The 21,550-nt window shown below is 75.8% G+C and carries 19 protein-coding genes; 10 read left to right on the top strand and 9 right to left on the bottom strand.

Features of this window, described 5'->3' with window-relative positions; all coding sequences use genetic code 11:
* The first annotated feature begins 16 nt into the window (after positions 1-16).
* Positions 17-1,390: a glycosyltransferase gene (locus HL054_RS15995; RefSeq protein WP_369139999.1), complete on the top strand. Its 1,374-nt coding sequence runs from the start codon at positions 17-19 to the stop codon at positions 1,388-1,390.
* On the opposite strand, the gene HL054_RS15990 is transcribed toward HL054_RS15995, so the two are convergent.
* The gene (locus HL054_RS15990; RefSeq protein ID WP_369139998.1) at positions 1,374-2,336 is read right to left on the bottom strand and encodes a glycosyltransferase family 2 protein; all 963 of its coding nucleotides are present in this window, start codon (positions 2,334-2,336) and stop codon (positions 1,374-1,376) included. The two genes, HL054_RS15995 and HL054_RS15990, sit on opposite strands and share 17 nt — an antisense overlap.
* 272 nt (positions 2,337-2,608) lie before the next feature.
* On the opposite strand from HL054_RS15990, the gene HL054_RS15985 reads away from it, so the two are divergent.
* From HL054_RS15985 to HL054_RS15975, 3 genes are all read left to right on the top strand, one after another.
* On the top strand, positions 2,609-4,612 hold the full coding sequence (locus HL054_RS15985; protein ID WP_369139997.1) for a hypothetical protein: 2,004 nt from the start codon (positions 2,609-2,611) through the stop codon (positions 4,610-4,612).
* Positions 4,613-4,719: 107 nt separating this feature from the next.
* Entirely contained in the window at positions 4,720-5,637 is a 918-nt protein-coding gene (locus tag HL054_RS15980) for a WxcM-like domain-containing protein (protein WP_369139996.1), read from the top strand.
* Positions 5,638-5,800: 163 nt separating this feature from the next.
* Positions 5,801-7,162, top strand: a complete 1,362-nt coding sequence (locus HL054_RS15975) for a hypothetical protein (RefSeq protein ID WP_369139995.1) — start codon at positions 5,801-5,803, stop codon at positions 7,160-7,162.
* Between the two features lie 10 nt (positions 7,163-7,172).
* Here HL054_RS15975 and HL054_RS15970 read toward each other — a convergent pair whose 3' ends face one another.
* The 4 genes from HL054_RS15970 to HL054_RS15955 form a co-directional block, all read right to left on the bottom strand.
* Positions 7,173-7,589, bottom strand: coding sequence for a GtrA family protein (locus HL054_RS15970; RefSeq protein ID WP_369139994.1), 417 nt, complete (start codon positions 7,587-7,589; stop codon positions 7,173-7,175).
* Positions 7,582-8,673, bottom strand: a complete 1,092-nt coding sequence (locus HL054_RS15965) for a glycosyltransferase family 2 protein (protein WP_369139993.1) — start codon at positions 8,671-8,673, stop codon at positions 7,582-7,584. Before HL054_RS15965 ends, HL054_RS15970 begins: the two co-directional genes overlap by 8 nt.
* Complete coding sequence (locus HL054_RS15960) at positions 8,654-9,757, bottom strand: DegT/DnrJ/EryC1/StrS family aminotransferase (RefSeq protein ID WP_369139992.1); 1,104 nt, start codon at positions 9,755-9,757, stop codon at positions 8,654-8,656. Before HL054_RS15960 ends, HL054_RS15965 begins: the two co-directional genes overlap by 20 nt.
* Positions 9,758-10,026: 269 nt before the next feature.
* Entirely contained in the window at positions 10,027-11,388 is a 1,362-nt protein-coding gene (locus tag HL054_RS15955; RefSeq protein WP_369139991.1) for an acyltransferase family protein, read from the bottom strand.
* Positions 11,389-11,533: 145 nt separating this feature from the next.
* Here HL054_RS15955 and HL054_RS15950 point away from each other — a divergent pair, with 145 nt between their 5' ends.
* On the top strand, positions 11,534-12,631 hold the full coding sequence (locus HL054_RS15950; protein WP_369139990.1) for a glycosyltransferase family 4 protein: 1,098 nt from the start codon (positions 11,534-11,536) through the stop codon (positions 12,629-12,631).
* On the opposite strand, the gene rfbA is transcribed toward HL054_RS15950, so the two are convergent.
* A complete protein-coding gene (gene rfbA / locus HL054_RS15945) occupies positions 12,628-13,497 on the bottom strand; it encodes a glucose-1-phosphate thymidylyltransferase RfbA (protein ID WP_369139989.1) in 870 nt (289 codons plus the stop codon). The genes HL054_RS15950 and rfbA overlap by 4 nt on opposite strands.
* Positions 13,498-13,583: 86 nt before the next feature.
* On the opposite strand from rfbA, the gene HL054_RS15940 reads away from it, so the two are divergent.
* From HL054_RS15940 to HL054_RS15920, 5 genes are all read left to right on the top strand, one after another.
* Positions 13,584-14,702 carry a glycosyltransferase family 4 protein gene (locus HL054_RS15940; RefSeq protein ID WP_369140045.1) on the top strand — a complete coding sequence of 373 codons (1,119 nt, stop codon included), beginning with the start codon at positions 13,584-13,586 and terminating at the stop codon, positions 14,700-14,702.
* A complete protein-coding gene (locus tag HL054_RS15935) occupies positions 14,699-15,613 on the top strand; it encodes a glycosyltransferase family 2 protein (protein ID WP_369139988.1) in 915 nt (304 codons plus the stop codon). Before HL054_RS15940 ends, HL054_RS15935 begins: the two co-directional genes overlap by 4 nt.
* 94 nt (positions 15,614-15,707) lie before the next feature.
* Positions 15,708-16,808 (top strand): mannose-1-phosphate guanylyltransferase, encoded by a 1,101-nt coding sequence (locus HL054_RS15930; RefSeq protein ID WP_369139987.1) that lies wholly within the window; start codon positions 15,708-15,710, stop codon positions 16,806-16,808.
* Between the two features lie 28 nt (positions 16,809-16,836).
* A complete protein-coding gene (locus HL054_RS15925) occupies positions 16,837-17,607 on the top strand; it encodes an SDR family NAD(P)-dependent oxidoreductase (protein WP_369139986.1) in 771 nt (256 codons plus the stop codon).
* Positions 17,608-17,627: 20 nt separating this feature from the next.
* Positions 17,628-18,584 (top strand): DNA-3-methyladenine glycosylase family protein, encoded by a 957-nt coding sequence (locus HL054_RS15920; protein WP_369139985.1) that lies wholly within the window; start codon positions 17,628-17,630, stop codon positions 18,582-18,584.
* Positions 18,585-18,594: 10 nt separating this feature from the next.
* Here the strand turns inward: HL054_RS15920 and HL054_RS15915 are convergent, their stop codons facing one another.
* The 3 genes from HL054_RS15915 to cofD are packed head-to-tail and all read right to left on the bottom strand — an operon-like array spanning position 18,595 to position 21,260.
* Complete coding sequence (locus HL054_RS15915; protein ID WP_369139984.1) at positions 18,595-19,197, bottom strand: dTDP-4-dehydrorhamnose 3,5-epimerase family protein; 603 nt, start codon at positions 19,195-19,197, stop codon at positions 18,595-18,597.
* Between the two features lie 48 nt (positions 19,198-19,245).
* Positions 19,246-20,313, bottom strand: a complete 1,068-nt coding sequence (locus HL054_RS15910; RefSeq protein WP_369139983.1) for a coenzyme F420-0:L-glutamate ligase — start codon at positions 20,311-20,313, stop codon at positions 19,246-19,248.
* Positions 20,310-21,260: a 2-phospho-L-lactate transferase gene (cofD, locus tag HL054_RS15905; RefSeq protein WP_369139982.1), complete on the bottom strand. Its 951-nt coding sequence runs from the start codon at positions 21,258-21,260 to the stop codon at positions 20,310-20,312. Before cofD ends, HL054_RS15910 begins: the two co-directional genes overlap by 4 nt.
* Positions 21,261-21,550 lie beyond the last annotated feature (290 nt).

The following is a 21,550-nucleotide window of genomic DNA, read 5'->3' as shown; positions in this document are numbered from 1 at the left end:
ACGTGAGCCCGACGACGTGAGCCTGACGACGCCGACCGCGGCGGGCGAGGTCCTCTTCCTCACCGTCGAGCCGCTGCGGGAGCGGCTGGCCGGCCCGGCCATCCGGGCGCTCGAGTTGGCCCGCGCGGTGGCCCGCTCGGGCGCCGCGGACCGGGTGGCGCTGGTCTCGCTGGCGGGCTGCGCGCGGACCGACGGGCTGGTCGGGCTGTCCGCCGCCGGACCCGACCTGCCGGCCCGGGCCGCGGCGGCCGCGGCGGTGGTGGTGCAGGGCGACGTGCTCAACCAGCTCCCGTGGCTGGCCGGCCTGGACGTGCCGGTGGTGGTCGACGTCTACGACCCGTTCCACCTCGAGCAGCTGGAGCAGACCCGGGGGCTGCCCGACGCGGAGCGGCTGACCACCGTCCGGGACACGCTGCGGGCGCTGAACGGCCAGCTGGCCCGGGCCGACCTGGTGCTCTGCGCGTCGTCCCGGCAACGGGCGCTGTGGCTGGGCCAACTGGCCGCGCTGGGCCGGCTCAACCCGCTCACCTACGACCCCGCGCCCGACCTCGCCGACCTGGTCGCCGTGGTGCCCTTCGGCACCGCGCCACCGCCCCCGGTGGCCCCCGGACGCCGGGACGCGCTGCGCGCGGTGGTGCCGGAGTTGGCCGACGACGACGTGCTGCTGGTCTGGGGCGGCGGGCTGTACCCCTGGTTCGACGCGGAGACGCTGCTGACGGCGATGGCCCGGCTGGCCGGCCCGCTGCCGGGGGTCAAGCTGCTGTTCCTGGGCACCCGGCACCCGATGCAGCCCGACGTCGAGTCGCCCACCGTGGCCGGCCTCCGGGCGCAGGCGGCGGCCAACGGCACGCTGGACCGCACGGTGTTCTTCCACGAGGGCTGGGTGCCCTACGACGAGCGGCACGGCTGGCTGGCCGCCGGCGACGTCGGCGTGAGCACCCACCACCTGCACCTGGAGACCGAGTTCTCCTACCGCACCCGGGTGGTCGACTACCTGGCCGCAGGGCTGCCCGTGCTCACCACCGACGGCGACGCGCTGGCCGACCTGGTCCGGGCGACCGGCGCGGGGGTCGTCGTCCCGCCCGGGGACGTCGACGCGCTGGCCGCCGCGATCTCCGGGCTGGCGGGTGACCCGGCCGGCCGGCGGGAGCTGTCGACCCGGGCGTCGGCCGCCGCCGGGGAGCTGGACTGGGACCTCGTCGCCGCGCCGCTGGTCGCGTTCTGCCGGGCACCCCGGCGGGCCCCCGACCTGGTCGCGCCGGCGGAGGTGCGGGCGCTGCTGGCCGTCGCCCCGGGCAGCCCGCTGCGCCGGGTCCGCGCGGCGGTGGCCGAGGGCGGCCCGCGGCTGCTCGCGGCCCGGCTGGCCCGCCGGCTCAGGCCCGGCCGCTGACCTCCGCGCCGGCGCCGGCACGGACGGCCCGCCGGGTGCGCAGCCCCCACGGCAGCAGCCGCAGGTAGGAACCGAGCACGCGCAGCCGCAGCCGGGTGCTGAACACCGGGACGTCGGGCACCTCCCGGCCGCGCAGCCGGGACACCGCCAGCGAACCGGTCGTGAGCACGAACCGCAGCAGCGCCCGCAGCGCCCGGCCCGCCGGGGCGCAGCGGGTGAGCATGAGCAGCCGGTTGCGCTCGTTGTGGAAGGCGAAGCCGGTCGAGGTCTGGTCGACGGTGGCCGAGTGGGCGTGGTGGACGACGGCGGCCGGCTCGTACCGGACGTCCCAGCCGGCCAGCCGCAGCCGCCAGGACAGGTCGGTGTCCTCGTAGTAGAGGAAGAACCGCCGGGCGAACCCGCCGACCTGCTCGACGGCCGAGCGGCGGAGCAGCGCCGCGCCCCCGCTGAAGCCGAACACCGGGCCGGGGTTGGGACGGGCGCCGGCGTCGGCGCGCAGGTCGCGGTCGGCGCCGTAGTCGTCGGGCAGCAGCACCACGCCGGTGTTGTTCAGCAGCGGCGGGTCGGTGCCCTGCAGCAGCATCCGCGAGGTGACGGCGGCGGCCCCGGGGTGCGCTGCCAGGTGCCCGGCGAGCGCGGCCAGCCAGCCGGGCTCGGCGACCGCGTCGTTGTTCAGCAGCGCCACGAACGGGGTGCGGGCCGCGTCGAGGCCGCTCTGCGCGCCGCCGGCGAACCCAAGGTTGGCCCCGGTCTGCAGCACCTCGACCTCGGGGAATCGCGCGGCCAGCAGCTCCTCGGTGCCGTCTGTGCTGCCGTTGTCGACGACCAGCACGGCGTGCGGCAGCGTCTGCCGGCGCAGCGACTCCAGGCAGGGCCCCAGCAGGTGCGCGCCCTGCCAGGTCACGACGACGACGGTGACCTCGGGGAGGGGTGCGGAGGTGGCCACGGTCGGAGGCTAGCCGGGGCGCCCGGCCGGCCTCCGGAGCCGGCCGGGGGCGGTCTGGAGTGGCCCCGGTGACCGGTGGTGCGCACGGGTGTCGGAGCGCCGCCGGGTGCCCGGGCGGGACGGTCCCCGGCGGTAACGTCCCCGGAACGTCCGGAGGAGCGGCGCCGGCACCGCCGGGCGCCGGCCGAGGACGCGATCCGGAGGCGGGTGCGGCCCGCCGGGTGCGGGCCACCGTCCGCCATCGGGTCGGCACAGCTGAGGAGAGGGCAACCGTGGGCAGCGTCCGCACGATCGAGGTCCACCGGCGTGGCACGTCCACGGCCGACCGGGCCGCCCGGCGCGGCCTGCTCGCCCCCGGCGCCCGGCCCGTGCCGACGTCCCCGGTGGACGGGACCCCCGAGGTCGAGCCCGCCGACGAGCCGTCGACCGCGGCCGTCCCCACGCCCGAGCCGGTCGACGGCGTCCGCGCCGAGCCGCCGCTGCGCGCCTACCGCGCCGCCCTGGCCGGGCTGGTCGTCGCCCAGGTCGCCCTGCTCAGCTACCTCGCCGGGCGCTCGTACTTCTTCACCGACGACCTGCTGTACGGCTCGCTGCTGCGCTCGGAGCCGCTCACCCTCGACCTGCTGTTCCGCTCCTGGTTCGGGCACCTGGTGCCCGGGTTCATCGCCGTCGACTGGTTCTTCATCAACCACGTCGGGATGGACTGGACCGCGGCCGCCGCCATCATGGTCGCGGCCACGGTGGGCGGCACGGTGGCCATGTCGCGGCTGCTGGACGCCCTGACCGGCCGCGCCTGGCGGAACCTGGTCGTCACCGCGCTGTTCGGGTTCTCGTTGTTCGTCACCACGCAGGTCATGTGGTGGGGGGCGGTCCTGACCAACGTCGTCCCGCTAGCGGCGTCGATCGCCACCATGGGCTGCTTCGTCCGCTGGGTGCGCACCGGCCGCACCCGCCACCTGGTGGGGATGGCCGTCCTCTTCCTGGTGGCGGTCTCGTTCTACGAGAAGTCCGTGCTGACCGCGGCCTACGTCGGGCTGATCTCGCTGCTGGTCCTGGACGCCGGCCTGCCGTGGCGCGACCGGGTGCGCACCACCCTGAGCCGCTGGCCGGCGTGGCTGCTGCTCGGGGTCGTCGCCGGCGCCGACGTGGGCTGGTACCTGACCCACGAGTTCATCGTCGAGGCCGGCCCGGCGCCGACCCACCAGGACCTGGCCGCCTTCCTCTTCTTCTCCTTCACGGAGGGCTTCGCGCCCTCGTTCCTCGGGGTCCACCACCCGGTGGTCGACCTGCTCGGCAGCGGCGTGCTGACGCTCGTGCTGGCCAACGCCGCCCTGCTGGGGCTCGCGCTGCTGACCTCGCTGCGGTCCCGGGTCGCCCTGCAGGCCTGGGTGTTCTTCGCGCTGGCCTACCTGCTCAACCAGGGCGTGCTCGGCCGCGGCCGGGTGGGCCTGCTCGGCCCGCACCTCGGGACCACGCTGCGCTACCAGCTCGAGGACGTCGCGCTGTTCTGCATCGCGCTCGCCGTGGCGGTCCCGGCGCTGGCGCGGCTGCGGTCCCGGCGGGCCGCGGCCCCGTCGGCCCCGTCGTCCCGGCGGCTGCCGGTCCGGCGCGGCTGGGTGGTGCTGGCCCTGTGCGTGCTGGTGCTGGCGCCCTTCTGGGTGCAGTCGCTGCGCGCGGAGGTGTCCGCCTCGGCCGGTGTCGGTGCCCGGACCTGGTTCGACTCGGTGCGCACCTCGCTGGCCGAGGAGCAGCGGGCGGACCCGGACGTCGCCTTCGTCGACGGCGAGCTGCCGCCCTGGCTGGTCTTCCGCGAGATGGCGCCGTTCAACCGGTACTCCCGGGCGCTGCCGCCCCTGCTGGACGGGGCCACGGTCACCCAGACCGAGGACACCGGCCTGGTCATCGACGACGCCGGGGTGGTCCAGCGGGTCGCCTTCGACCCGGTCGCCGACCTCGGCGGCGCCGGCACCTGCCTGACCCCCGGGTCGGACGTGGTGTCGCTGACGGTGCCGGCGTCGCTGCCCGAGGACCTCTGGTTCGTCCGGATCCGGTACGCCGGCCAGGCGCCGGGTGCGGTGCAGCTGACCGGCGCGAACGCCGCGGTCGGCGCGGACCTGCGGCTCGTCGGCGGCGCCTACGACACCGTCGCCGGGGAGGGCCAGCTGGTGGTCGCTCCCGGGCGGGCGGCCCTCGCCTATGTGACGCTGCAACTGACCAGTGGGCCCGGTGTCTGCCTGACCGGCGTCGAGGTGGGTGCGATGCGCCCGGCCGGCTGACCGCCGGGCAGACTCGGGCAGGACGGCCGGTGCCGGGAGCGCGCCTCCCGCCACCGGGACCAGGGGACGACCGGGCCAGGTGCCGGGTCGCAGAGAAGAGGAGCACCGTGGATCACTTCGTCCACGAACGAGGTCTCTGTGAGACCACCGACGTCGGCGCGGGCACCCGGATCTGGGCCTTCGCCCACGTCCTGCCCGGCGCCCGGCTCGGCGCGGACTGCAACATCTGCGACCACGTGTTCATCGAGAACGACGTGGTGGTCGGTGACCGGGTGACGGTCAAGTGCGGGGTGCAGCTGTGGGACGGGGTGCGGCTGGGCAACGACGTCTTCGTCGGCCCGAACGTCACGTTCACCAACGACCGCTTCCCGCGCAGCAAGGTCTACCCGGAGACGTTCGCGCAGACCGTCGTGCAGGACGGGGCCTCGCTGGGGGCCAACAGCACGATCCTGCCGGGCCTCACGATCGGCCGGGACGCCCTCATCGGCGCCGGCACGGTGGTCACCAAGGACGTCCCGCCCAACGCCATCGTCGTGGGCAACCCGGGCCGGATCGTCGGCTACGCCGGCGCCGACGCGCCGCGGCCGCTGGCGGCGGCGTCGTCCACGCCCGAGACGGCCGACCCGTCGACCGGCTTCCGGCTGCAGCGGCTCCGCAAGGCGATCGACATGCGCGGCAGCCTGGTGGCCACCGAGTTCGGCGACCTGCCGTTCGTGCCGCAGCGGGCGTTCCTGGTCTTCGACGTGCCCAGCAAGGAGGTCCGCGGCGAGCACGCCCACCGGGCCTGCGAGCAGTTCCTGGTGTGCGTCAGCGGCTCGGTCAACGTGCTGGCCGACGACGGCACGAACCGGCAGGAGTTCGTGCTCGACGACCCGAGCATCGGCATCCACCTCAAGGCGATGACCTGGGGCACCCAGTACAAGTACAGCCCGGGGACGGTGCTGATGGTGTTCGCGTCGCTGCCCTACGACGACGCGGACTACATCCGCGACTACGAGGAGTTCCGGGAGCTCGTCTCCAGCTGAGCGGCGCCGGCGGGGGACGTCGCGCCGGGGCCGTGGCCCCGGCGGGGCGTCCCGCCGGCCGACCGCCGCTCGGTTAGGGTCCGAGCCTGCCGGGGCCCCGTGGTCCGCGCCGGCACGCACCCGCCGGCTCCGCCCGCGGCACGAGAGAGAGGCGCCGTCGGCCGTGGCACACGAGTGGACTGCTGAGCTCCCGCTGACCGCCCCGCGGGAGGCGGCCTCGACCCGGCTCCGGCTGGTCGCCGCCGCGGTCGCCGCGGTGATCGCGGTGCTGCAGGTGCCGGCCGCGGCCTTCTCCTACGACGCAGCGAGCTACTGGGGCGGTGCCACGGCCCTGGTCCGCGGCGGCGACGTGTTCGGCGACGGCTTCCTGGCGCTGCGCGGGGTGCTCACCTCGGTGGTGTACGTGCCGGCCGCCCTGGTCACCCGCATCGGCGGCGACGACCTGGCCGGTCCGGCCGTGCTCCTGGAGAACGCGCTGCTCATCGGCGTCCTCGGCGCCTTCCTGCTCCCGGCCCTGCTCGGCGCCTGGCGCACCGTCACCCCGCCGGTGGTCTGGGCGTGCGCCCTGGGCGCGGCGGTGCTGCTCCGCGGGCTCGCGCCGTTCCCGCTGATGGACCTGTGGGCCGCAGGGCTGGTGCTGGCCACCGTCGTGCTGCTCGGGCTGCGGCGCTGGTGGGCACTGGCGCTGGCCGGGCTGGCCGGGGGAGCGGCGCTCAACGTCCGGCCGGCGACGCTGGTCGCGGTGGCGGCGGTGGGCGTGGTCGTCCTCGTCGCGCGGCGCTGGGCCGGGGGGTGGTTCGTCCTCGGGGCGGCCGTGGCGCTGCTGCCGCAGTTCGTGCTGAACCGGGCGCGCGGGGCGACCTGGGTGCCCTGGCCAGAACTGACCAGCCAGCTCACCGGGGTGCAGGCCTCGTACGCGTCGTTCGTGGTGCGCTACGACACCGTCGTGGCCGGCGACGCGGTCAGCCCCCAGCTGTTCTTCTGCAGCCCGTCGATGGCCGCGGCGCTGGACGGGGACCCGCCGTCGTCGACCGGCCAGCTCGCGGTCGCCTACCTGCAGCACCTGCCGCAGGCGGTCGTGCTGTCGGTGCAGAAGATCGGCAGCGCCGTCCACTGGCCGCTGAGCATGCCGTACTACCAGTCGCTGCCGGTCGTGAACGGGCTCTTCGCCGTCCTGGTGACCGCGGTCAGCGTGCTCGGCGCCGTCGCGCTGCTGCACCGGCTGGTGCAGGACCGCCGTCCGTCCAGCACGGTCGTGGCCGGCCTCGTGGCGTGGGCGGCGTCGGTGCTCACCCTGGTGACCTCGGCGACCGAGACCCGGTTCGCCGTCGTCCTGGTGCTGTTCGGCATCGCCGGGGTCGCCGGGCTCGCGACGACCCGGTGGCAGCTGCCGCGGCGGGGCCGCGGGCTCGGTTGGCTGGTCGGGGCGCTCGCCCTGGTCGCGCTGGTGTACCTCGGCGGCTCGACCGGGCTGGCCCACCCGGTGGTGGGCGACGTGACCGCGGAGACCTGCGCGGCGGCCTGACCGGCCGGGCTCAGGCGGCGGGCTGGCGGAACAGCAGCCGGCCGCCGAGGAAGTTCAGCGGGGCGGTGACGACGACCGTGAGGACGGCGGTGACCGTCGGGGACGGGTCCGCCCAGGTGTGCAGCAGCTGGATGGACAGCAGCCCGACGCCGTAGACGAGCAGGTACCAGCCGACGAAGGCGCCGCCGGTCCGCCACGTCAGCCGGCTGCCGAACACCACGTTGGCGGTCATCGCCGTGGTGTAGGCCAGCCCCAGGGCGAAGACCACCGTGTAGGCGGCCGAGGCGCTGAGCCAGTTCTGCAGCAGGACGAAGAGCACCAGCGTGATGAGGGTGTTGCTCCCCCCGACCAGCAGGAAGCGGACCAGCTGGCCCAGCCCCGCCCGGTTGCCGAGGACGCCGGGCGCGCCCAGCGCGGCCTCAGCCACGCTCGGCGGTGAGCGGGCCGAACCGCTCGTGGCGCATCGGCACCGCGCCCGGGCGCCGCTTGCTGTTCTCGTAGGTGCGCCAGACGTAGGAGCCCACGATGCCCAGGGCGAGCAGGATCGCCGAGCAGAGCAGGAACAGCATGAGCATGAGCGGGGTGTAGCCGGCGACCTCCACGTTGCCGGTCGCCCACGCGGCGAAGACGGCCATGCCGGCGAGCACCGAGCCGACGACCCCGACGACTCCCGCGGTGATCAGCACGGTGATCGGCAGGTCGGTGAAGGCGAAGATGCTGTCGTTCATGTAGCGCAGCTTCTTGCGCAGCGTCCAGCCGCTCTTGCCGTGCTCGCGCTCCTGGCGCTCGTAGGGCACCTCGGCGCGGCGGAAGCCCAGCCAGTAGAGCAGCCCGACGAGGCTGGTGTGCGACTCGTCCAGCTTGAGCAGCTCGGTGACCACCTGGCGGGTGCAGCCGAACATGTCCACGCCGCCGGCCGGCAGGTCCTTCTGCACGTACCGGCGCTGGAAGGCCCAGAAGGCGCGGGAGGCGACCGAGGACATCGCCGGGTCGTTGCGGGCCTCGCGCACGCCCACCGCGACGTCGTAGTCGCCGGTGGACAGCTCGCGGAAGATGTCCTGGACCAGGGTGACCGGCTCCTGCAGGTCCGCGGCCATCACGGCCACGTGCGCGCCGCCGGCGACGGCGAGGCCGGCCCGGATGGCGGAGAAGGAACCGTAGTTGCGCGACAGCTCGACCAGCTGCGACCGCAGCCGCGAGGCGGGCAGCAGCCGGCGCAGCAGGAGCAGCGAGCCGTCCGGGGACCCGTCGACGACGAACACGGCCTCCATGTCACCGCCGAGCTCGTCGGCCAGGCCGGTCAGCCGCTCGATCAGGAGGGGGATGGTCGCCTCGTTGCCGTAGACCGGCACCACGACGGAGTAGGTCACCGCCGACTCGCGGCGGGTGGCCACGACGGGGAACGCGTCGGTGTGGGTGGGCACGGCCGCCCGCGGCCCGGGCACCGCCGGGATGCCCACCCGGGGCGCGATGGTGGTGAGGGTCAGCAGGTCAGAGCTGGTGGAGGACATCGCACACCCGATCGATCTCGGCGCCGGTCATCTCGGCGAAGCAGGGCAGGGTCAGGATCTGCTCGGCGGCCGCCTCGGTCACCGGGAGGTGCACGTCGGCGTAGCTGTCGCCCAGCACGGGCTGGCGGTGGTCGGGCACCGGGTAGTGCACGTCGGTGCGGATGCCGGCCGCGGTCAGGGCGGCCCGGTCGGCGTCGCGGGACGGGGTGCTCATGACGGCGAGGTGCCCGACGTAGGCGGTCGAGTCCACCGCGCTGCCGTGCACCATCCGGCGCTCGCCGGCGCCCAGCGCCTCGACGTAGCGGGCGACGATCGCGCGCCGGCGGGCGTTGGCCTCGGCCAGGTAGGGCAGCTTGACCCGCAGGACCGCGGCCTGCAGCTCGTCCAGCCGGCTGTTGCGGCCGCGCTCCTCGCTGACGGTGTACTTGGCCGACCAGCCGTACTGCCGCAGCCGGCGCAGCAGCGCCGCGCGGTCGGGGTCGTTCGTCACGACCGCGCCGGCGTCGCCGAGGGCGCCGAGGTTCTTGGTGGGGAAGAAGCTGTAGGCCGCGACGTCGGCCAGGGAGCCCGCGGCCCCCTCCTCGCCCACGGCACCGGCGGCCTGGGCGCAGTCCTCGACGAGGGCGACGCCGCGGGCGCGGCACAGCTCGCGGAGCGGGGCGACGTCGGCGAGGCGGCCGTAGAGGTGGGTGACGACGACGGCCCGGGTGCGCTCGGTGAGGGCCGGCTCGACGGTGGCCGCGGTGAGCAGCAGCGTGTCGGGGTCCACGTCGGCGAAGGCCAGCGTCAGGCCGGCCTTGCGGGCGGCGGTCCCGGTGTAGAAGCCGGCGTTGGCCGCGGTGACGACCTCGTCCCCGGGCCGGCAGCCGACACTGAGCAGCGCCAGCTCGAGGGCGTCGGTGCCGTTGGCGACCCCGATGCAGTGGTCGACGCCCAGGGACTCGGCGAACTCGGCCTCGAAGGCGTCGTGCTGGGGGCCCAGCACGTACCAGCCACTGCTGAGCACCTCGGCGGTGACCTTCGCGAGCTCGTCCGCCCGGTCGTCGTAACCGCGGCGCAGGTCGTTCAGGGGCACGTCGCTCACGTGACACCGGCCTTTCTCGTGATCGGGGGCTCCCCGCCGCGGTGCGCTGGGGCACTCGGTGAGGGGCGGCACCCCGCGGCTCGGGGAGCCGGGCGGGGTGGTCGGGGCGTCCTGGGCCCCACGAGAAGATAAGCGCGGGCGCGTCCCGGATCCGTGCGCCGCGGGCGTGTTGCGGAACCGGTCCGTCACAACGAACCCACTGACACCACGGGTCCCGGTGCGGGCGCTGGTCATGGTCGCTGCCGGTGGTGGCTGCCGGTGGTCGGGGCTCAGCGCGAGGCCGGGCCGGCCGCCGCCATCGGGGCCGTGGCGGGCTCCTGGCGCGGGATGACCGGAACCGCGCGGGACGCCGTCGCGGGTGCCGGCCGGGGGGTCGCCGGCGGCAGGGTCGCCGTCGGCGTCGAGGGGGTCCGCGGTGCCGGCAGCAGCGCCGTGACGTGGGTCGGGTGCACCGGGGTGGTGGCCGGGACCGCGGGGGTGGCGGCGGCGGCCCGGCGCCGGGCCGGCTCGCGGTTGCGGACCCAGCGCTCGACCGGCTTCTCGAAGAAGACGTGCAGCACGCCCGCGGCGGCGACGCAGGCGACCAGGTAGGCCGCCAGACCGGGGTACCCGAGCACCGGGACGCCCGGGTGGGTCATCCGGTAGGCGTACATCAGGTACAGCAGCGGCGCGTGCACCAGGTACATGGCGAACGACCACTCGCCGAGGGTGACCAGCACCCGCGAGCGGCCGAGCAGCCCCGGCCGGCCGGTGCGCGACCAGCAGCCGAGGTCCGAGCCGGCGGCGGCGACGACCAGCAGCATCATCGGGCCGACCAGCAGCAGGTCGGCGAAGAGCGGTCCGCCGCGGAAGGCTGCGGCGAACGCCACGTCCGCCGAGGTCGCCGCCGGCAGGCAGAGCACGACCACGGTCAGGGTCAGGAACGCCGTCCAGAGCGGGACCCGCGGCCGCCAGCCGGCGCGCAGCGCGGCACCCAGGGCCACCCCGGCGGCGAACTTGAGGAACTGCAGGGGCGGCAGGGCGAGCATGGCGCCGTCGCTCAGCGTCGGGACGGCGAGCAGGTGGAGGGCGCAGGCGGCGGCCACGTAGCCGGCGCCCAGCGCGGCCGCGAGCCACACCAGCCGGCGCGCGGACAGCCGCACCAGGCCGATCATCAGGAAGGGGAAGAGCAGGTAGCAGAACGCCTCGGTCGACAGCGACCAGCTGGGGTAGTTGAACGTCAGCAGCGCGTCGAAGGGCGGCCAGGCCTGCAGCAGGAGGGCCTCGCGGAGCAGGGCGCCCTTGGTGTCGGTCAGCGGCCGGACGACCGGCCACATCAGGTAGATGCCCACCATCGCGGCCAGCATCAGCCAGTGCAGCGGCAGGATGCGGGCGGCCCGGCGGCGGAGGTGGGTGACCGTGCCGGTGATCGGCTTCCACGACCAGGCGAGCACCAGCCCGGACAGGGTGAAGAAGAAGCCCACGGCGGTGTAGCCGTAGTGCAGCAGACCGATGTCCGGGTTGCCGGTGAAGGCCCACCACGAGTGGTAGAGCACCACGGCGAAGGCGGCGAAGAACCGCAGGGCGGTGAGGGAGTCGAGCCGGGCGGACGTGGTGGTGACCCGGGTCCCGTTGCTCTCCGCGACGATCATGTCGGTCTGTGTAGTCGCAGTGTGGAGTCGAACCGTGGACCCGGTGTGCGTCGCCGTCCCAGTCACCCCACCCGTCCCCTGCCGTCCCACCGGTGGCCTGCGGCACCGGACCGGTCCGCTCCGCCGGGCGGTTAGGGTCCGGGGCGTGCGGGTCGGGCTGGTCGTGGAGCAGGCGCTGGGCCCCGTGCCGGGCGGGACGGGGCGCTACGCCCGGGAGCTGGCCGGCGCGCTCGGAGCAACGGCGGCCGACGGCGACCGGGTCGAGGCCTGGACCGCCTGGCACCGCGACACGTCGGCCGCCGGGCCGGCCGTCCACCGGCTGCCGCTGCCCCGCCGGCCGCTGGTCCTCGCCTGGGAGCGCGGGCTGCGCCGGCCGGTGCCGACCGGGGTCGACCTGGTGCACGCACCGACCCTGCTCGCCCCGGTGGGCGTGCGCGTGCCGCTGGTGGTCACCGTGCACGACGCCGTCCCGTGGACCCACCCGGACGCCCTCACCCCGCGCGGGGTCGCCTGGCACCGGCGGATGGCCGGGCTGGTCGCCGCCCGGGCCGACGCGGTCGTGGTGCCCACCCGCGCGGTGGCCGACGCGCTGGACCGGTTCGTCCCGCTGCGCCGGGTGGCGGTGGTCGGCGAGGGCGTCTCCGGCGACCTGGCCGAGCCGGCCGACGCCGCGGCCCGGGCCGTCCGCCTCGGGCTGCCGGAGCAGGGCTTCCTGCTCAGCCTGGCCACCCTGGAGCCCCGCAAGGGCCTGGACGTGCTGGTCGAGGCGCTGGCCCGGCCCGGCGTGCCCGACCTCCCGCTGCTGGTCGTCGGCCAACCGGGCTGGGGCGACGTCGACCTCGCCGAGCTGACCCGGCGCGCCGGGCTGCCGGCGGACCGGGTCCGCCCGCTCGGCCGGCTCTCCGACCCCGACCTGGCCGTGGTGCTGCACCGGGCGCGGCTGCTGGTCATGCCCAGCCGGGCGGAGGGCTTCGGCCTGCCGGTGCTGGAGGCGATGCACGCGGGCACCCCGGTGGTGTGCTCCGACGACCCGGCGCTGGCCGAGGTCGGCGGCGACGCGGTGGTCACCGCGGCGGTCGGCGACCCGGCCGCCCTCGCCGCGGCCCTGACCCGGGTGCTGGGCGACGACGCCCTGCGCGCCGGCATGTCCGCCCGGGGGCGGGTCCGGGCGGCGACGCAGACCTGGACGGGCGCAGCCGAGCAGCTGTGGGCGCTCTACCGCGAGCTGGTCGAGGGGCGCTAGGCCTGGTCCTGCAGCAGGCCCAGCAGGTAGTCGCCGTACCCGCTCTTCACCAGCGGCTTCGCCAGCGCCTCGAGCTGGGCGTCGTCGATGTAGCCCCGCCGCCAGGCGATCTCCTCGATGCAGCCGATCTTCCAGCCCTGCCGGTCCTCGACGACCCGGACGAACTCCGAGGCCTGCATCATCGACACGTGCGTGCCGGTGTCCAGCCAGGCCGTCCCGCGCTCGAGCACCGTGACGGTGAGCTCCCCGCGCCGCAGGTACTCGTCGTTGACCGCGGTGATCTCCAGCTCGCCCCGGTGGCTGGGGGTGATCCCCGCGGCGATCTCGACGACGCGGTTGTCGTAGAAGTAGAGGCCGGGCACCGCGTAGCTGCTCTTGGGGTGGGTCGGCTTCTCCTCGATGGAGATCACCCGGCCGTCGGGGGCGAACTCCACCACGCCGTAGTCGCGCGGGTTGGCCACGTGGTAGGCGAAGACGTGCCCGCCCTGCGGGTCGGTGTTCGCGCGCAGGTTCTTGCCCAGGCCGGTGCCGTAGAAGATGTTGTCGCCCAGCACCAGCGCCACCGGCTGGTCGCCGATGAACTCCGCGCCGATGACGAACGCCTGGGCCAGGCCCTCGGGCCGCGGCTGGACGGCGTAGCTGATCTCGATGCCGACGTCGGAGCCGTCGCCCAGCAGGCGCTGGAACTGCGCCTGGTCGTCGGGCGTGGTGATGATCAGGACCTCGCGGATCCCGGCGTTCATCAGCAGGGACAGCGGGTAGTAGACCATCGGCTTGTCGTAGATCGGCATCAGCTGCTTGCTGATGGCCTTCGTGATCGGGTACAGCCGGGTGCCGCTTCCGCCCGCCAGGATGATGCCGCGCATGCGGTGACCCTAGCGGCGACCGCGATCGGGCCTGCTCTCGTAGTCTCGGACGACCCCCTGCCGCCTCGACCGCCCCGGAGCCCGTCCTGTCGAACTCCCCTCGCGTCGTCGTCGACGCGACCGCCGTCCCCGCCGACCGCGGGGGTGTCGGCCGGTACGTCGACGAGCTCCTCCCGGCGCTGTCCGCCGAGGGCGCCGACCTGGCCGTCGTCTGCCAGGCGCACGACGTCGGCCACTACCGCCGGCTGCTGCCCGGGGTGGAGCTGCTGGCGGCCCCGGCGGCGGTCGCCCGGCGCCCCGCCCGGCTGGCGTGGGAGCAGGCGGGGCTGCCGCTGCTGGCCCGCCGCGCCCGCGCCGACGTCCTGCACTGCCCGCACTACACGATGCCGCTGGCCGGCGGGCTGCCCGTGGTGACCACGCTGCACGACGCCACCTTCTTCACCCACCCCGACGTGCACCTCGCGGTGAAGCGCCGGTTCTTCCGCACCTGGACGCGGCTCTCGCTGTCCCGCGCCGCCCGCTGCGTGACGCCGTCGGCGGCCACCCGCGACGAGCTGGTCCGGGTGGCCGGCGCCGACCCGGCCCGGATCGACGTCGCGCACCTGGGCGTGGACGCCGCCCGGTTCCACGTCCCCTCCGACCAGGAGCGGGCCGCCGTCCGCGAGCACCTGGGGCTGGCCGGCCCCTACCTCGCGTTCCTGGGCACCCTGGAGCCGCGCAAGAACGTGCCCGCGCTGGTGCGCGGCTGGAGCGCCCTGGACGACGCCCCCGCGCTCGTGCTGGCCGGCGGCCGCGGCTGGGACACCGGCGTCGACGTGGCCGCCGCCGAGGTGCCGGCCGGGCACCGGCTGCTCCGCCCGGGCTACCTGCCGCTGCAGCTGCTCGCCGGCTTCCTGGGCGAGGCCGAGCTGGTCGTCTACCCCAGCCTCGGCGAGGGGTTCGGCCTGCCGGTGCTGGAGGCGATGGCCTGCGGTGCACCGGTGCTGACCACCCCGCGGCTGTCGCTGCCCGAGGTCGGCGGCGACGCGGTGGCCTACACCGAGCCCGACGCCCCGGCGATCACCACGGCGCTGCGGTCGCTGCTGGCCGACCCGGACCGGCGGGCCGCGCTGGCCGCCGCCGGGCGGGTGCGCGCCGCGGGCTTCGACTGGCGGGCCTGCGCCCGCGCCCACCAGGCCAGCTACGCCGCGGCGGTGGCCGCGTGACCGCGCCGCTGCGGGTCGTGGCCGTCACCTACTCACCCGGTGAGGCCATCGACGGCTTCGTGTCCAGCCTGCGCCGGGCGACCACCCGACCGCTGGACGTCGTGCTGGCCGACAACGGCTCCACCGACGGCTGGCCGGAGCGGATGGCCGCCGCCGCCGCCGACGTCCGGCTGCTCCGGGTCGGGGGCAACGTCGGCTACGGGCCGGCCGCCAACGCCGGCCTGGCCGACCGCGCGACCGGCTGGGCGGTCGTGGCCAACCCCGACGTCCGCTTCGAGGACGGCGCCGTCGACGAGCTGCTCGCCGCCGCCGAGCGGTGGCCCCGGGCGGCCACCCTGGGGCCCGCGATCCGCACGCCGGAGGGCGCGCTCTACCCCTCCGCCCGGGACCTGCCGGACCTGTCCACCGGGATCGGCCACGCCCTGCTGGGCTGGGTGTGGCCGGCCAACCCGTGGACCGCGCGGTACCGCCGCGAGCGGGAGGCCCCGCGCGAGCGGCCGGCCGGCTGGCTGTCCGGGTCGTGCCTGCTGGTCGACCTGGCGGCGTTCAACTCCGTCGGCGGCTTCGACCCCGGCTACTTCATGTACTTCGAGGACGTCGACCTGGCCGAGCGGCTCGGCCGGCGCGGCTACCTGCACGTCTACGTGCCGACCGCGGTCGTGGTGCACGAGGGCGGCCACGCCACCCGCCGCGAGCCGCACCGGATGCAGCGGGTGCACCACACCAGCGCCCTGCGCTACCTCTCCGGCCAGTACCCGCGCCGGCGGCACGCGCCGCTGCGCTGGGCGCTGCGCGCCGGGCTGGGCGGCCGGATGCTGGTGTCCTACGTCAGCGGGCGGGTCGGTGCCGGCGCCCAGCCGCAGCAGACCGCCGACCAGCTGCCCGGCCGGCGGCGCTGGCGCCGACGGTGACCCGCCCGACGACCGACCCCACGACGACCGACCCCCCGACGACCGACCCCCCGACGACCGGACCCACGAGCGACCCCACGGACAGGAGCCGGCAGTGCAGCACGCGGTGATCATGGCGGGCGGGTCCGGCACGCGGCTCTGGCCGCTGTCCCGGGCCGCCCGGCCCAAGCAGCTGCTCGACGTCATCGCCGACGGCGACGGCGCGGCGCACAGCCTGCTGGCCGAGGCCTTCACCCGGCTGCAGGCCGTGCTGCCCGCCGAGCGGATCTGGGTGTGCACCGCGGCGCGCTACGCCGACGCCGTCCGGGCGGCGCTGCCCGAGCTGCACCCCGACCGGCTGGTGCTCGAACCGGTCGCGCGGGACACCGCCAACGCCGTCGGGCTGGCCGCCGCCCTGGTCGCCGACGTCGACCCGGACGCCGAGCTCGCGGTGGTCAGCGCCGACCACGTGATCCGGCCGGTCGAGCGCTTCGCGGCCGCGCTGCGCACCGCCTACGACGTGCTCGCCGTCCGGCCGCGGGCGCTGGTCACCCTCGGCGTCACCCCCACCTCGCCGGCCACCGGCTTCGGGTACGTGCAGAAGGGCGCGGCCACCGAGGTGCCGGGGGCCAGCGAGGCCGCCTCCTTCCGGGAGAAGCCGGACCTGGCCACCGCGGAGTCCTACCTGGCGTCGGGGGAGTACGTCTGGAACTCCGGCATGTTCGTCTGGCGGGCGCGCACCGTGCTCGACGCGCTGGCCGAGCACCTGCCCGCGTCGGCGCAGGGCCTGGACCGCGTCGTCGCCGCACCCGCCGGGGCCGAGCGCGACGCGGTGCTGGCCGAGGTGTTCCCGACGCTGCCCAAGATCAGCGTCGACTACGCCGTCCTGGAGCCGGCCGCCACCGAGCCCGGCCGGGTCGTGGTGGTCGACCTGGACGTCGACTGGCTGGACGTCGGCTCCTGGCCGGCGCTGGCCGGCACGCTCACCGCCGACGACGCGGGGAACGCGACCCGCGGGCTCACCGTGCTGCTGGACAGCGCGGGCAACGTGGTGCTCAGCGACGACCCGGACCACCTGGTGGCCCTGGTCGGCGTCCGGGACAGCGTCGTGGTGCACACCGCCGACGTCACCATGGTGTGCCCGGTCGGCGACGCCGAACGGGTCAAGTCCCTGCTCGCGGCGGCCCAGCAGGCGTTCGGCCCGCGCTTCTCCTAGGCCCCTCGGCCGTGGCTAGGGTCGGGGCATGAAGAACCTCGACGTCGCCGCTGTCGTCACCGGCGGGGCCTCCGGCCTCGGTGAGGCCACCACCCGCGCGCTCACCGCGGCCGGGGTGGCGGTCACCGTGCTGGACGTCGACGAGGAGCGCGGCGCCGCGCTCGCCGCCGAGCTGGGCGGGCACACCACCTTCGTCCGCACCGACGTCACCGACGAGGCCTCGGTGCAGGCCGCCGTCGAGGACGCCACCGGCAAGGACCGGCCGCTGCGGATCGCGGTCAACTGCGCCGGCATCGGGGGCGCCCAGCGGGTGCTCGGCCGGGACGGCGCCCCGCACGAGCTGGAGCTGTTCACCCGGACGATCGCGGTCAACCTGGTCGGCACCTTCAACGTGCTCCGGCTGGCCGCCGCCGCGATGGCCCGCACCGAGCCCGACGAGGACGGCGAGCGCGGAGTCGTCGTCAACACCGCCTCGATCGCCGCCTACGACGGCCAGGTCGGCCAGATCGCCTACGCCGCCTCCAAGGGCGGCATCGTGGGGATGACACTGCCGGCCGCGCGCGACCTGTCCACGGTCGGCATCCGGGTCTGCACGATCGCGCCGGGGCTGGTCGACACCCCGCTGCTCGCCTCGCTGCCCGAGGAGGCCCGGGTCTCGCTGGCCGCCGGCATCCCGTTCCCCAAGCGGCTGGGCCGGCCGGAGGACTACGCGGAGCTGGCCCTGGACATCGTCCGGCACGGCTACCTCAACGGCGAGGTCATCCGGATGGACGGGGCGTTGCGGATGGCGCCGCGCTGATCCCTGGCACCATCAGGGGCGTGGCAGTGGGGGAGGCAGTGGGGGAGCAGGTGCGCACGGTCGCCGCGGCGGACCACGACGAGGTCTTCCGGCCGGACTGGCCGCTGGACGCCCGCCGGGTGCTCACCCGCGACCAGCGGGGCACCGGCGACCCGACGCTGCGGTTCGCCGAGGACGGCGCCTGGCGGACGACGACGACCCCCGACGGGCCGGCCACCGTCCGGCTGACCGGCGGACCGGCCGGGGTGCGGGTGCAGGCCTGGGGCCCGGGCGCGGTGTGGGCCGGCGAGTGGGCGCCCCGCTGGCTGGGCGCCGACGACCGGCTGGACGGGTTCGAGCCGGGCCACCACCCGCTCGTCGAGCGCGTGCACCGGGCCACCCCGTGGCTGCGGATCGGGCGCACCGGCCGGGTCTGGGACGCCCTGGTCCCCGCCGTGCTGGAGCAGAAGGTCACCGGCATCGAGGCGCACCGCACCTGGCGGGAGCTGCTGCGGCTGGCCGGGGAGCCCGCGCCGGGCCCGGCGCCGGCCGGCATGCGGGTGGTCCCCTCGGCCGAGCAGGTGCTCGCCGTCACCGACTGGCAGTGGCACGGCTGCGGCCTGGACGGCGCCCGCCGGCGCGCGTTGCGGGCGGTCGCGTCGGTGGCCTCCCGGCTGGAGGCCGCCGCCTCGCACGACGACTGCGCGGAGCTGCGGCGCAAGCTGCAGTCCATACCGGGCATCGGCGTCTGGACCGCGGCCGAGGTGGCCCAGCGCGCCGTCGGCTGCCCGGACGAGGTCAGCGTCGGCGACTACCACCTGAAGAACCTGGTGGGCTGGTCGCTGGCCGGCCGCAAGACCGACGACGCCGGCATGCTCGAGCTGCTGGAGCCCTGGCGCGGGCACCGGCAGCGGGTGGTGCGCCTGCTCGGGGTGGGCGGCAGCATGCCGCCCAAGCGGGGCCCGCGGATGGCCCCGACGCAGTACCGGTCGATCTGAGCCGGGTGGCTCAGTTCCCACGCAGCTCCGCGTAGCGGGCCGAGCACTGCTCCATCGTCGGCAGCAGGCCCTGCTCGCGGGCCTCGGCCAGCGTGGGGGCGGAGGTGTCCTTGGCCGACAGCTCGAACTCCACGTCGGTGGGCCAGGGGAGCCCGAGGTCGGGGTCCATCGGGTCGATGCCGAACTCCCGGCCGGGGGAGTAGCCGCTGGAGACCAGGTAGGTGACCGAGCTGCCGTCGGCCAGCGAGACGAACGCGTGGCCGAGCCCCTCGGCCAGGTAGATCGCCCGGGGCTGCTCGCTGTCCAGCAGCACGGTGTCGTGCACGCCGAAGGTCGGCGACCCCACCCGGATGTCGACGACGACGTCGAGCACCTTGCCCACCGGGCAGTAGACGTACTTGGCCTGGCCGGGCGGCACGAGCGCGAAGTGCACCCCGCGCAGCACCCCGCGGGCGGACACGCTGTGGTTGGCCTGGGCCAGGGTCAGCCCGAAGCCGGTGGCCTCGGCGAGCACGTCGGCGCGGTACCACTCGGTGAACCGGCCGCGGCTGTCCCCGTGCGGCACGAGGTCCAGGACGTAGCTGTCGGGGACGGCGAGCTCACGGATCTGCACGGCACGACGCTAGCGGAGGCGCCTGCGCCGGGCGCGACGTGCCCGGCCTCAGCCGGCCGCTGCGCCCAGCCGCAGCCGGCCGACCAGCGAGCTGCCCCCGAGGGTGGCCGCGGGCTCCCAGCGGGTCGCCCAGCCCTCTGCCGACAGCTGCACGAGCGCGGCCCCGACCACCGCGCCGACGGCCACCGCGGCCGCCGGGGTGGCCGGCTCGGCCAGGTGCACGTCGACGACGTCGCCGTCCGCGCCGCCCTCCTCCAGCCCGTAGCGGAAGACGACGGCGCACTCCGGCAGCGCGGCGACGGCCACCCGGAAGGCCTCAGTGGTCGCGTGCAGGGCCCCGGGCCGGGAGCTGAGCGACCGGGCGGGCGTGCGGCCGGCGACGACGTCCCGGGTGGCGGTGGCGAACAGGTCGCCGGCGCCCAGCCGCACCAGCGGGCGGGTGCCCGGGTCGGGCTCGGGCGCCGGCAGGTGCAGGCCCCGCACGACCGCCACGGGGACGCCGGACAGCTTGCCCTTGACCAGGTCCGCCGCGGCGGCCAGCTCGTCGACCACGGCGACCTGCGTGGTCTCCAGCCGGTTGCCGTGCGGGTCGACCGCACCGCGGTGGTCGACCAGCGCGGGCAGGCCGGCCGCGCCGATGGCCACGTCGGTGACGCCGTCGCGCCAGGGCCGGCCGAAGGTGTCGCTCACCACGACGGCGACGGTGACCCCGAGCCGGTCGCGCAGCGCCGAGCGGAGGGCCCGCGCCGAGGCGTCGGCGTCCCGGGGCAGCAGGACCAGGGCGTCGGCGGCCACGTTGGAGGCGTCGATGCCGGCGGCGGCCACCACCCAGCCGTGCCGGGTCTCCACGATGCGCAGCGGCCCGCGCCGGGCGACCACCCGGACGGTCTCCGCGTCGATGGCCCGCTGCCGGGCGGTCTCCCGGTCGGTGCCAGCCTCGACCTGCACCAGGGCGCCCTCGACCTTGGCCACCACCTTGGAGGTGACCACCACGACGTCGCCGTCGGCCAGCCACGGCGCCGCGCCCGCCACCGCCGCCGCCAGGTCGTCGCCGGGGACGAACTCCGGCAGGCCGGGCACCGGGTGCACCGAGAGGCCGGCCGGCGGGCCGCTCACCGGAGCGCCGCGTCCAGCGCCGCCCGGGCCAGCGCCCCGGTCGTCTCGGGGTCGGTCATCAGCAGCGGGACGGCCCGGACGTCGACACCGGGCACGGTGGCGGCGTCGCCGGTGTGCACCAGCCACGCGTCCAGCAGCCCGTCGGCGGAGCGGGCGCCGTAGTGCCGGCCGACGCCCTCGGCGCTGACCTCGACGCCCACCACCGGCAGGCACCGGTCGGCCATCCCGCGCAGCGCCGCCCCGTCGACGATGGGGGAGACCCCGACCACCCGGCCGCGGGCGGCGCGGACGGCGTCCCGGATGCCGGGCACGCCGAGCACGGTGCCGATGGACACCACCGGGTTGGACGGGGCGAGAAGCACCGCGTCGGCCGTCCTGAGCGCCTCGACCACGCCCGGGCCGGGGCGCGCGTCGGCGACGCCGACCTGGACGAAGCGCTCGGCGTCCAGCGCCGCGCGGTGACGGACCCACCACTCCTGGAAGTGGATCGCCCGGGAACGCCCGGTCTCCGGGTCGGCGACCAGCACGTGGGTCTCGACCCGCTGGTCGCTCATCGGCAGCAGCCGGACGCCGGGCTGCCAGCGGTCGGCGAGGGCGGCGGTCACGTCGGACAGCGGGTAGCCGGCGTCGAGCATCCGGGTGCGCACGAGATGGGTGGCGAGGTCCCGGTCACCGAGCCCGAACCAGGTGGGCTCGGCTCCGTAGGCGGCCAGCTCCTCTTTGACGGTCCACGTCTCCCCGCGTCGCCCCCAGCCGCGTTCGTCGTCGATCCCGTCACCGAGCGTGTACATCACGGTGTCCAGGTCGGGGCAGATCCGCAGCCCGTGCAGGGTCACGTCGTCGCCGGTGTTGACGATCGCGGTGACCTCCGCGCCGGGGGCCGCGGTGAGGACACCACGGAGGAACCGGGCGCCGCCGACCCCTCCGGCGAGTACGACGATGTGCACGCACCCATGGTGCCTGATCGGCAGAAGTGCACTGGGCACCCGGCTCCAGCGATGATGATCTGCACGAAACCGGCCCGCCGGGGTGGGCAGATGGTGTCCAGGAACACGGCGTGTCGAGGTTGCCTGTGACCACATCAGGACAAGTCGTGACCTGTGTGACTCCTGTGGCCCCGCGTTACACCGGCCCGACTTGACCTCGACTCAACGACACGCGTGTAATTCCGACGTTGTCATCAACCGCCGGCACCTCGGGATCCGCCCGGGGACGAGCGACGTGACGAAGCGAGAGG

Origin of the sequence: Modestobacter versicolor, assembly GCF_041028285.1 — a bacterium.
Lineage (GTDB): Bacteria > Actinomycetota > Actinomycetes > Mycobacteriales > Geodermatophilaceae > Modestobacter > Modestobacter versicolor_A.
This window is presented reverse-complemented; position numbering and strand designations above follow the sequence as displayed.